Below are 11,390 nucleotides of genomic sequence, written 5' to 3'. Positions count from 1 at the left end.
GGCACAGCGGCGACACGCCCGCGTACGGCAAGTCGTACGAGCAGGTGCGGCGGTCCCTGCTGGACGCGTTCGCGGACACCTACAGCCTCTCGCTGCAGCAGACCCTGTACGCCATGGGCGAGCGAGCCCTCACCACCTGCCCCGAGATCTGCGAGGTCAGGCTCGCGATGCCGAACAAACACCACTTCCTGGTGGACCTGTCGCCGTTCGGCCTGGACAACCAGAACGAGGTGTTCTACGCGGCCGACCGCCCGTACGGACTGATCGAGGGCAGCGTGCTGCGCGAGGACGCACCCGACGCCGGATTCGCCTGGGAGTAGGGGAAATGGACTTCTTGCGGCCCACGACGTGGGACGAAGCGCTGGCCGCCAAGGCGGAGCGGCCCGAGGCGGTGCCCATCCAGGGCGGCACCGACGTCATGGTCGAGATCAACATGGACGTGCGCAGGCCTGCGGCGCTGCTCGACCTCAACCAGGTGGCCGAGCTGCGGGAATGGGCCATGGTGGACGGCATGTGCCGGGTCGGGGCGGCGGTGCCGTACACGACGATCATCGAGGAGCTGGGCGGGCCGCTACGGGGGCTGGCCCAAGCGTCGCGCACGGTCGGCTCGCCACAGATCCGCAACCGCGGATCCGTCGGCGGGAACCTCGGCGCGGCCTCCCCCGCGGGCGACAGCCACCCGCCGCTGCTGGCCGCGGACGCCGTGGTGGAGGTGGAGTCGCGCGACCGCGGCGTCAGGATGATCCCGGCCGCCGAGTTCTACCTGGGGGTCAAGCGCAACGCGCTGGAGCCGGACGAGCTGATCAGGGCCGTTCACGTCAAGCCGGCGACGGGTCCCCAGTACTTCTCCAAGGTCGGCACGCGCAACGCCATGGTGATCGCGGTGTGCTCGTTCGCGATCGCGCTGCACCCGGACGAGCGGCGGGTCGGCACGGGGATCGGATCCGCCGCGCCCACGCCGCGCCGGGCGCCGGAGGCCGAGGAGCTGCTGGCCCGCGAGCTCGACTGGAGCGCGCCGCTCGACCCGGCGCTGGCCAGGCGGTTCGGGGAGCTGTGCGCGGCCGCCGCCGCGCCGATCGACGACGTGCGCGGCACCGCCGCGTACCGCGTGCACGCCGTCGGCGTGATGGCCCGCCGCACGCTCACCTGGGCCTGGAACGACCACCTCGGAAGGAGGGCGGCATGATGCGCGTGACCTTCACCGTCAACGGCCGCGAGGAGAGCGCCGACGACGTCTGGGAGGGCGAGAGCCTCCTGTACGTGCTGCGCGAGCGCATGGGGCTGCCCGGCTCCAAGAACGCCTGCGAGCAGGGCGAGTGCGGCTCCTGCACGGTCTATCTCGACGGCGTGCCGGTCTGCTCCTGCCTGGTCGCCGCCGGGCAGGCAGAGGGGCGGCAGGTGCGTACCGTCGAAGGGCTCGCCGAGGGGGACCGGCTCGATCCGGTGCAGGAGGCGTTCGTGGAGTGCGGGGCCGTGCAGTGCGGGTTCTGCACGCCGGGGCTGTTGGTACAGGCGCACGACCTGATCGAGCGGTTGGGGCGGCCGTCCGACGCGGAGATCAGGGAGGCGCTCGCGGGCAACCTGTGCCGGTGCACGGGCTACGAGAAGATCATCGACGCGGTACGGCTGGCCGCGTCACGGAAGGCGGCCGCCGAGTGAGCCTGCTCATCGAGAACGTGTACATCGCGCCGGTCGTCGGCCCCGAGATCGAATCCGGATATATCAGGATCGAGGGGGACCTGATCGCCGAGCTGGGCCCCGGGCCCGCCCCCGACGTGCCGGGCACGACCAGGATCGACGGCACCGGCTGCCTGGCCACCCCCGGCCTGGTCAACACCCACCACCACCTGTACCAGTGGGCCTCGCAGGGGCTGGCGCAGGACGCCACGCTGTTCGAATGGCTGGTGGCGCTCTACCAGGTGTGGGCCGCCATGGACGCCGAAGTGGTCAGGGGCGCGGCCTCGGCCGGGCTCGGCTGGCTGGCGCTGTCGGGCTGCACCACCTCCAGCGACCACCACTACGTCTTCCCCAAGGGCAGGGGCGACCTGTTCGCGGCCGAGATCGAGGCGGCGCGCGAGGTCGGCATCCGCTTCCACCCCGCCCGCGGCTCCATGGACAGGGGCGAGTCGCAGGGCGGGCTGCCGCCGGACGTCGTGGTCGAGGAGCTGGACGAGATCCTGGCCGCCACGTCGGAGGCCGTGGACGCCTACCACGACCCGTCGTACTCCTCGATGCTGCGGGTCGCGGTCGCGCCGTGCTCGCCGTTCTCCGCCAGCGCCGAGCTGATGACCGAGTCCGCCGCCCTGGCCAGGGCCAAGGGCGTGCGCCTGCACACGCACATCGCCGAGACCCTGGACGAGGACGAGCACTGCGTGGCGCAGTTCGGGCTGCGTCCCGTGGACTACATGGAGAAGCTGGGCTGGCTGGGCCCCGACGTGTGGTTCGCGCACTCCGTGCACCTGAGCGACGCCGACATCGGCAAGCTCGCCGCCGCCGGCACGGGCTCCGCGCACTGCCCCTCGTCGAACGGCCGGCTCGGCGCCGGGATCGCCCGCGTGTCCGAGATGCTGCGCCATGGCGCGAACGTGGGCCTCGGCGTGGACGGCAGCGCCTCCTCCGAGCTGACGTCGCTGGCGGGTGAGATGCGTCAGACCCTGCTCTTCCAGCGCGCCAGGTACGGCCCCGGCGCGCTCACGGCCAGGCAGGCCCTGGAGATCGCCACCCTGGGCGGGGCACGCAACCTCGGCCGCGACGTCGAGCTCGGCTCGCTCGAACCCGGCAAGCTGGCCGACCTCGCCCTGTGGCGCGTCGACGGCCCCTTCACCTCGGCCGTGGCCGACCCGGTCTGCGCGCTGGTCTTCGGGCCCCCGCCACCGCTCGCCCGGGTGCTGGTGGGCGGGCGCACCGTGGTCGAGGACGGCGAGCTGCGGACCGTCTCCCAGGACGCCACCGGGCGCGCGGGGGCTGCGGCCCACCGGCGGCTGATGAGGCTGGCCGAGGAGCGCGGCATCACCGCCGCGAAGGAGGTCCACCACTGAGCCGCCCCGGGCGGCCAGGCCCGTTGATCGGCACCGTCACGGCACGCGGCGAAGCGGAAGAGCGCAGGTCAGTCGCGAATGAAGGGAGGAAAACGCGGCTAGGGTGGACACGTCCAGGAACGAGCAGGAAAGGGCGGTCCCGTGTTGTCGGAGGAACTCCCAGACGAGCGGCTGGCGGAGCTCAAGAACACCTTCGCGTCGATCGACACCGACGGCGACGGCTACATCAGCGAGGCGGAGCTGAGGCAGCACTTCCCCGGCCTCCCTGCGGAGGCGCTCGGGGCGATGAGCCAGGCGGCCGACTCGGATCAGGACGGCCGCTATTCGCTGGAGGAGTTCATCCGCACCGTCTCCTGAGCCACGGGCCCGCCGCGATCCGCACAAACGGCCCCTGGCCAGGAGTGAGGCGCGTTGGAGGATCGCACACCTGGCGATGGGCGGAGCGGGCGCCGGTTGATGGCCTCGTGCATAGGTTCGTACGGCGCCCGGTTGTTCACTGGAGGTCACCCCCTCACCCCCTGGAGTGGCCCATGACAACTGAGGTGCATCCGGTCGACCAGCGCCTGCCCATCGCGCAGTTGGGCACGCTCGGACTTCAGCACGTGCTGGCGATGTACGCGGGAGCGGTGGCGGTGCCGCTCATCGTGGGCGGGGCACTCAAGCTGCCTCCCGACCAGCTCGCGTACCTGATCAACGCCGACCTGCTGGTCAGCGGCATCGCCACGCTCATCCAGTGCGTGGGCGTGTGGCGGTTCGGGATCCGGCTGCCGATCATGCAGGGGTGCACGTTCGCGGCCGTCGCCCCGATGGTCCTGATCGGCACGACGCAGGGCGGGCTCCCGGCTATCTACGGCGCGGTCATCGTGTCGGGGCTGCTGGTCGTGGCCGCGGCCCCGTACTTCGCCAAGATCGTCAGGTTCTTCCCGCCGCTGGTCACCGGGACCATCATCACGATCATCGGGCTGTCGCTGCTGCCCGTGGCCGCCCACTGGGCCGCCGGCGGGGTGGGCGGCCCCACGTACGGGCAGCCCCGGAACATCGCCATGGCCGCCGCCGTGCTGCTGCTCATCCTGGCCGTCTACCGGCTCTCCACGGGGTTCCTGGGCCGGGTCGCCGTCCTGGTGGGCATCGCGGCCGGCACGGTGGCGGCGATCCCGCTCGGCTTCACCGACTTCTCGCACGTCGGGGAGGCTGGTCTCTTCGGGATCAGCACGCCGTTCGCGTTCGGCCTGCCCACCTTCCAGGTGACCGCGGTCGTCTCGATGTGCGTGGTCATGCTCGTGTCCATGACGGAGACGACCGGCGACTTCGTGGCCGTCTCGGAGATGACCGGCTCGGAGCTCACGCCGCGGCGGCTGGCGGACGGGCTGCGGGCCGACGGGTTCTCCACGGCGCTCGGAGGCGTCTTCAACACCTTCCCCTACACCGCCTTCGCCCAGAACGTCGGCCTGGTCGGGCTGACCGGTGTGCGCAGCCGCTGGGTGGTCGCCACGGCGGGCGGCGTCCTCGTGGTCCTGGGGCTGATCCCCATGCTGGGCGCGGTGATCGCGGCCATCCCTCAGCCGGTGCTCGGCGGGGCGGGCATCGCCATGTTCGGCACGGTAGCCGCCTCGGGCATCCGCACGCTGACGAAGGTGAGCTTCGAGGGCAACCACAACCTCGTCATCGTGGCCGTCTCGATCGGCGTGGCCGCCATCCCGGTCGGCGCTCCCGACTTCTACGACAAGTTCCCCGACTGGGCCCAGACCATCCTGAACAGCGGCATCAGCACCGGCAGCATCCTGGTGATCGTCCTGAACCTCGTCTTCAACCACCTGCGCGGGCGCTGAGCCGGGGATGTGATGATGAGTCACGCCTTCCTGCCCGCTCGCACCGGGCAGGAAGGCGTGTCAGGACATTGTTCACCATCGTGTAGGGGTTCGTTGTGGTTCAGCAGGTTCTTGTCGCCCCCGACAAGTTCAAGGGGTCGCTGACGGCGGCCGAGGTGGCATCGCGCGTTTCGGCCGGCCTGGGCGTGCCCACGGTGGAGCTGCCGGTGGCCGACGGGGGCGACGGCACCGTCGACGCGGCCGTCGCCGACGGGTTCGGCCGGGTCACGATCGAGGTGACCGGGCCCACCGGGGAGCGGATTCCCGCCTCGTACGCCTGGCAGGAGACGGACGCGACGGCGGTGGTGGAGCTGTCGGAGGCGTCCGGGCTGCGCCGCCTGCCCGGCGGGCACGAGCCGCTGACCGCCACCAGCTACGGCACCGGCGAGCTGATCGCGGACGCCGTACGCCGGGGCGCCAAGCGGGTGGTCCTCGGCCTGGGCGGCAGTGCGTGCACCGATGGGGGCGCGGGCATGGCGCAGGCCCTCGGCGCGCGGCTGCTGGACGCCGACGGGAACGACCTCCCGCGGGGCGGGGCCGCGCTGAAGGATCTCGCCCGCATTGACATGACGGGTTTTGTGGATATTTCCGGCATTGAGTTCGTGGTGGCGAGCGACGTGGACAATCCGCTCCTCGGGCCTCACGGCGCCGCCGCCGTCTACGGGCCGCAGAAGGGCGCGACCCCGGAGGACGTCAAGACGCTGGAGGCGAGCCTGGCCCGGCTGGCGGCTGTGGCGACGGCGACCCATGGGCTGATGGGGGCGGTCGAGCACGACGGCACCCCTCGGGCGATGGGCGTGGCCGGGGCGCCGGGTGCGGGGGCGGCCGGTGGAGTGGGGTTCGCCGCGCTGGCGTTCCTGCACGCCGAGATCCGCCCCGGCATCGGCTACCTGCTCGACCTGCTCGGGTTCGGCGAACTGGTCAAGGGCACGCGGCTGGTGATCACGGGTGAGGGGTCGCTGGACGAGCAGTCCCTGCGGGGCAAGGCGCCCGTCGGCGTTGCACAGGCCGCGGCCAGGGCAGGCGTCCCCGTGGTGGCCGTCTGCGGGCGCCGTACGCTCACCGACGACGAACTGCGGGCCGCGGGCATCGAGGCCGCCTACGCGCTCACGGACCTGGAGCCCGACCCCGACCGCTGCATGGCCGAGGCCGGGCCGCTGCTCGAGCGGCTCGCCGCCCGGCTGGCCGCCGTTCACCTCCGAGAGGAATAGATGATCGACCTGGTGATCCGATCCCGCAGGACCGTCACCCCCGAGGGCGAGCGGGCTGCGGCGGTGGCCGTGCAGGGCGAGAAGATCGCCGGCCTGTACGACTACGCCGCGTCCCTCGACTCCGCCGAGGACATCGACCTGCGCGACCTGGCGCTCCTGCCCGGCCTGGTCGACACGCACGTGCACGTCAACGAGCCGGGGCGGACACACTGGGAGGGGTTCGACTCGGCGACCAGGGCGGCGGCCGCCGGAGGCGTCACCACGATCCTCGACATGCCGCTCAACTCACTCCCGCCCACCGTGAACGTGGCGGCCTTCGAGGCCAAGCTGCGGGCCGCCGAGGGGCAGTGCCACGTGGACGTCGGCTTCTGGGGCGGGGCCGTGCCGGGGAACGTCAAGGACCTCGCGCCGCTGCGTGAACGCGGCGTCTACGGGTTCAAGTGCTTCATGTCGCCGTCGGGCGTGGACGAGTTCCCGCCGCTGAGCGATGCCGAGCTGCGGGAGGCGCTGTCCGAGGTGGCCGGGATCGGCGGGCTGATGGTGGTGCACGCCGAGGACCCGGCGCTGCTCGGGGAGCCGGGCGGGCCGACGTACCGGGAGTTCCTGGAGTCGCGGCCCGGGGAGTCGGAGCGCAGCGCCGTCTCGCGGGTCGTGCGGCTCGCCGGGGAGACCGGCGCTCGCGTGCACATCCTCCACGTCTCCAGCGCCTCCTGCCTGGAGGTGCTGGAACAGGCCCAGGCGGAGGGCGTGGCGGTCACGGCGGAGACGTGCCCTCACTACCTGACGCTGGCGGCCGAGCAGGTGCCCGAGGGCGAGACCGCGTACAAGTGCTGCCCGCCCATCCGCTCCGAGGCCAACCGCGACCTGTTGTGGGACGGGCTGGGCAGGGGCGTGCTGAGCTGCGTCGTGTCCGACCACTCGCCCTCGCCCGCCGACCTCAAGGTGCCCGACTTCGCCGCCGCCTGGGGCGGCATCGCCTCGCTCCAGCTCGGCCTGCCCGCGATCTGGACGGAGGCCTCGAGGAGGGGGTACGGGCTGGGCGACGTGGCCCGCTGGATGTCCGCCAATCCAGCCTCAATGGCCGAAATTTCCGGGAAAGGCGGCATAAAGGTCGGCAATGATGCCGATTTGGTGGCGTTCGATCCCGCGGCCGACAACCCCGTGGACGCCTCGCTCCTCCACCACAAGAACCCGGTCACCCCGTACCACGGCCGCGTGCTCAAGGGCTCCGTACTGACCACCTGGCTGCGCGGCCGGCCCGTGGACGGCGTGCCGCTCGGACGATTCCTGTTGGGAGAGCACTAGATGTCACCCTTCACCACCCTGCCGGACCTCGCCCTGCGCACCCTCGGTGGCTCCGTCGTGGCGGCCAGCGACGAGTCGTTCGCGGAGAAGGAGAGCCTGATCAGGCCGGGACGTCCGGGCTTCCAGGCGGAGACGTTCGGGAACAAGGGGCAGGTGTACGACGGGTGGGAGACGCGGCGCCGCCGCTCGCCCGGCCACGACTGGGCGCTGGTGCGACTGGGGATTCCCGGCGTGATCCGTGGCGTGGTGATCGACACGGCGTGGTTCAAGGGCAACTACCCGCCGCACGCCTCCGTCGAGGCGGCCTCGGTCGAGGGCCACCCGTCGCCGGCCGAGCTGGAGGCCGCCTCGTGGGTGGAGATCGTTCCCCGGGCCGAGCTCAAGGGGGACGCCGAGCACCACTTCGCCGTCACCGGCTCGCGCCGCTTCACCCACGTGCGGCTGAACATCTTCCCTGACGGCGGCGTCGCCCGCCTCCGGGTGCATGGGGAGGCGCGTCCCGACCTGTCGGTGTACGACGGGCTCAGCCTCGACCTGGCCGCGCTGGCCAACGGCGCCCTGGTCACCGCCTGCTCCAACGAGTTCTACTCCGCCCCCAACAACGTCATCTCCCCCGGCCTGGCCCGCCACCAGGCGGAGGGCTGGGAGACCGCCCGCCGCCGCGGGGAGGGCAACGACTGGCTGGTCATCCGGCTGGCCGGACGCGGCGTGCTCAGGCTGGCGGAGATCGACACCACGAACCTGCTGTTCAACGCCCCGGGCGCGGTCTCGCTGACCGGCCTCGACGGCGAACGCGAGGTGGAGCTGCTGCCGAGGACCCGGCTCCAGCCCGACACCCCCCACCGCTTCCGCCTCGATCACCGGGACCCGGTCACGCACGTGCGCGTGGACATCTACCCGGACGGCGGCCTGGCCCGCGTCCGCCTCCACGGCCAACTGGCCACCTGACCGAGGCCGGGGTGTTGGTAGTCTGACAGTCACTCACTGTGATGACTCGGGCCGCTCTGTCCGCACGAGCGCTCCGCCTAGACTGAGAGCCATCATGACCCCAACATCCCTGATCGGCGGGCACGTGCTCGTCACGGGCGGCCTGGCGACGGGCGGCCTCAAGTACATGGCCGAGATCGGCGCCGAGATGATCCAGGTGTTCGTCACCAACCCGCGCGGGTGGGCGCTCACCGAGGGCAAGCCCGACGAGGACGCCAAGCTGGCCGAGTCGGGCGTCGACGCGTTCATCCACGTGCCCTATCTCGCCAACTTCGGCTCGCCCAGCCCGGAGACGCTGGCCAACTCCATCGCGATCGTGCGCCACACTTTGCGGCGCGGGTCGGAGATCGGCGCCAAGGGGATCGTGGTGCACACGGGCTCGGCGGTCACGCAGTCGCGGGACGACGCGTTGCGCCAGGTGCGAGAGAACCTGCTGCCGTTGCTGGACGAGATCCCCGACGGCGGCCCCGACCTGCTGCTCGAGCCGATGGCAGGGCAGGGCGCCATGCTGTGCGCGACGATCCAGGATCTCGAGCCCTACCTGGCGACGCTCGAGTGGCATCCGCGGGCCGGCGTCTGCCTCGACACGTGCCACGCCTTCGCCGCCGGTCACGACCTCGCCGCGGAGGGCGGGGTGAAGGAGACGTTCGACGCCCTGCACGAGATCGCCCCAGGGCGGCTCAAGCTGATCCACGCCAACGACTCGAAGGACGTGTGCGGGGCCAAGAAGGACCGGCACGAGAACATCGGGGCCGGGCACATCGGCGCCCAGCCGTTCGCCGAGCTCATGCGGCACCCGGCCATGGCGGGGGTGCCGCTCTGCATCGAGACGCCTGGCAAGGCGCCCAAGCACGCCGAGGACATCGCGCTGCTGAAGAAGCTCCGCGACAGCTGACCGAAACCCCGGCGATGTACGAATCGTGACAGGGGCGCCTGCTCGCGCGATCCGGCCGCCCCCGCGGGCCGGATAGCGGGGCCTCTGAGGGCCTCAGCAGGCGCCCCTTCACGGGACCGGCATGGCGGGCCCTACCCCCGAATGAAGGCCCGGCAGCCGTGGTGACCAGCGCGGTCACCGGTGAAGCCGGCGCATCAGGCCTGTAATGAGCCCCCCGGCTCGTCCCCCCCGATGCGCCGGGTGGCTTTCCGATGCCGAAACACTACGGTCGCGATCTTGCGGGGGTAACCCTGTTTATGAGCAGCTCGTTGAACGGTCCGTAGTCATCGATATACGGAGAGTGTTCTTACGGCGAGCGGTCACCGTGATGCGATGAGCGGTAGGTTCGTGGGCCCGCGAGGTGCTCGGGCAGATGCATCTTGGCCATCATCCGCCCCACGCCGCGTGGCATCCGACCCGGTGTGACCAGGGAAATCACCATCATCGCGGCAAACGCGACCGGCACGGCGACCGGCGCGGGACTGGAGGTCAGCACGCCCACTTTCACGCCCGCGTCCTGCCCGAACACGAGCACCGCCGTCACTCCCCCGCCGAGCGCGAACCCGGCCGCCACCCCGGCGTCCGTCAGCCGCCGCCACCAGATCCCCAGCACCAGCAGCGGGCAGAACGTGGCGGCCGAGAGGCTGAAGCCGATCAGGACGAGCGACACCGACGTCTGCGGGGTGCTGACCGCCGTCAGGACGAGCGCGGCCAGCAGGACCAGGCCCACGGCCGTGCGGAAGGAGCTCACCCCGGCCCGCGACAGGCACGTCGACACCGCGCCCCCGACCGCCACCAGAACGCCTCCCGTGGTGGCCAGGAAGGCCGCGAACGCCCCGGCGGCCAGCACCCCCGTGAGCGCGTCCCCCAAAGGCCCTGGAGCCAGTCTGGTGGGCAGGAGCAGTACGACCTCGTCGACCTCCGCACCACGCACGTACGCGTGCCCCAGGAGCCCGTACAGCGGCGGCACGACGCAGAACACCGCCAGCATGGCCTGCGTCGCCACGATCGACCGCCTCGCCCCGCGCCCGTCGCTGTTGGTGTAGACGCGGACGATCACGTGCGGCAGCCCCATGGTCCCCAGAGCGCAGGCCACCATCACCGTCAGCACGCCGGGCAGCGACGTGTCGCCCACCCCCGCCAGCCCCGCCTCGCCGGCCCGGTAGGCCCCCTCGAACCAGGTGACCGACCGCGCGCCGCCCATCCACCAGCACACCACCCCGACCCCTGCGAACGCGACCAGCTTCAGCCAGAACTGGGAGGCCTGCACGCTGGTCACACTCCCCTGCCCGCCCGTGAACGCCACGACCAGCGCCGCCGACGCGACGGCCGCCCAGCCGAGCCAGGGCGGCAGCCCGGTCAGCAGACGCACCACGACGCCGGCCGCGTGCAGCTGCGCGACCATGAACGCCAGCCCGATGACCAGCAGGAAGCAGGTGGTGAAGCGGCGCAGCCTGGCCGATCTCAGCCGCCACTCGGCGAAGTCCGGCAGCGTGTACGTCCCAGAGCGCCGCAACGGGGCGACGACCAGGGCCAGGATGACGACGAACCCGGCGGTGGCGCCCACCGGATACCACAACATCGGCCCACCCCGGGTGGCGATGAGCCCGCCCGCGCCCAGGCAGGCCGCGGCCGAGGTGAACTCGGACGAGATCGCGGCGCCGTTCCACCAGGGAGGTACCGCCCTGGCCGCCACGTAGAAGTCGGAGACGCCGCTTGAGCGGCGAGGTCGCGCGGCGCCCACCATGACGCCCAGAACCAGCACGAAGGCGATCCCGGTCAGCACCGCGACGGTCATCTCGCCGTCCGCCTCAGCCGCAGCACGCTCATCTTTCCAGCCGCTCCGCCCGCCTCAGCTGCAGAACGGCCAGCCCGGCCCACGCACCCTGCAGGGCCAGCGAGAGCGCCACCCAGGCCCCTGGGGCGGGCACCCACACGGCGATCACCGGGACGCCCACCAGCAGTCCGGCGACGGCGCCCACGGTCAGCAGCGCCTGCCGTAACTGCCGCCCCATGATCGCCGTCACTTCGGGCCCGTCCTCGTCCG

At 71.9% G+C, this 11,390-nt stretch carries 11 protein-coding genes and 1 pseudogene; 10 read left to right on the top strand and 2 right to left on the bottom strand.

The genetic code is table 11. The features are described 5' to 3' along the window. The 10 genes and pseudogenes from AB0J09_RS40490 to AB0J09_RS40445 form a co-directional block, all read left to right on the top strand. A pseudogene (locus tag AB0J09_RS40490) lies at positions 1-320 on the top strand (urate oxidase); the annotation flags it as partial. A 5-nt stretch (positions 321-325) separates the two neighbouring features. After that, complete coding sequence (locus tag AB0J09_RS40485) at positions 326-1,186, top strand: FAD binding domain-containing protein (RefSeq protein WP_360703146.1); 861 nt, start codon at positions 326-328, stop codon at positions 1,184-1,186. Further along, positions 1,186-1,659, top strand: a complete 474-nt coding sequence (locus AB0J09_RS40480; protein WP_360703149.1) for a (2Fe-2S)-binding protein — start codon at positions 1,186-1,188, stop codon at positions 1,657-1,659. The genes AB0J09_RS40485 and AB0J09_RS40480 overlap by 1 nt, the downstream gene beginning before the upstream one ends. Next, positions 1,656-3,038: an 8-oxoguanine deaminase gene (locus AB0J09_RS40475; protein WP_360703144.1), complete on the top strand. Its 1,383-nt coding sequence runs from the start codon at positions 1,656-1,658 to the stop codon at positions 3,036-3,038. The genes AB0J09_RS40480 and AB0J09_RS40475 overlap by 4 nt, the downstream gene beginning before the upstream one ends. Positions 3,039-3,179: 141 nt before the next feature. Continuing rightward, on the top strand, positions 3,180-3,395 hold the full coding sequence (locus AB0J09_RS40470; protein WP_360703142.1) for an EF-hand domain-containing protein: 216 nt from the start codon (positions 3,180-3,182) through the stop codon (positions 3,393-3,395). A gap of 173 nt (positions 3,396-3,568) precedes the next feature. Next, the gene (locus tag AB0J09_RS40465; protein WP_360703140.1) at positions 3,569-4,867 is read left to right on the top strand and encodes a nucleobase:cation symporter-2 family protein; all 1,299 of its coding nucleotides are present in this window, start codon (positions 3,569-3,571) and stop codon (positions 4,865-4,867) included. A gap of 95 nt (positions 4,868-4,962) precedes the next feature. Continuing rightward, positions 4,963-6,117 carry a glycerate kinase gene (locus AB0J09_RS40460; protein ID WP_360703138.1) on the top strand — a complete coding sequence of 385 codons (1,155 nt, stop codon included), beginning with the start codon at positions 4,963-4,965 and terminating at the stop codon, positions 6,115-6,117. Next, positions 6,118-7,422, top strand: a complete 1,305-nt coding sequence (gene allB / locus AB0J09_RS40455) for an allantoinase AllB (RefSeq protein WP_360703135.1) — start codon at positions 6,118-6,120, stop codon at positions 7,420-7,422. It abuts the gene before it with no gap. Continuing rightward, positions 7,423-8,370, top strand: coding sequence for an allantoicase (gene alc / locus AB0J09_RS40450; RefSeq protein ID WP_360703132.1), 948 nt, complete (start codon positions 7,423-7,425; stop codon positions 8,368-8,370). Positions 8,371-8,464: 94 nt separating this feature from the next. Then, positions 8,465-9,304, top strand: a complete 840-nt coding sequence (locus AB0J09_RS40445; protein ID WP_360703130.1) for a deoxyribonuclease IV — start codon at positions 8,465-8,467, stop codon at positions 9,302-9,304. 346 nt (positions 9,305-9,650) lie between these two features. On the opposite strand, the gene AB0J09_RS40440 is transcribed toward AB0J09_RS40445, so the two are convergent. Beyond that, positions 9,651-11,141 (bottom strand): cation acetate symporter, encoded by a 1,491-nt coding sequence (locus tag AB0J09_RS40440; RefSeq protein ID WP_360703127.1) that lies wholly within the window; start codon positions 11,139-11,141, stop codon positions 9,651-9,653. A gap of 28 nt (positions 11,142-11,169) precedes the next feature. Further along, positions 11,170-11,390: hypothetical protein (locus tag AB0J09_RS40435; RefSeq protein WP_360703125.1), on the bottom strand; the 221-nt coding region annotated here is incomplete at its 5' end.

The organism is Nonomuraea sp. NPDC049784, from assembly GCF_040659615.1.
Taxonomy (GTDB): Bacteria; Actinomycetota; Actinomycetes; order Streptosporangiales; family Streptosporangiaceae; genus Nonomuraea.
Note: the sequence above shows the minus strand (reverse complement) of the source record. Positions and strands in the feature narration are given on the sequence as shown.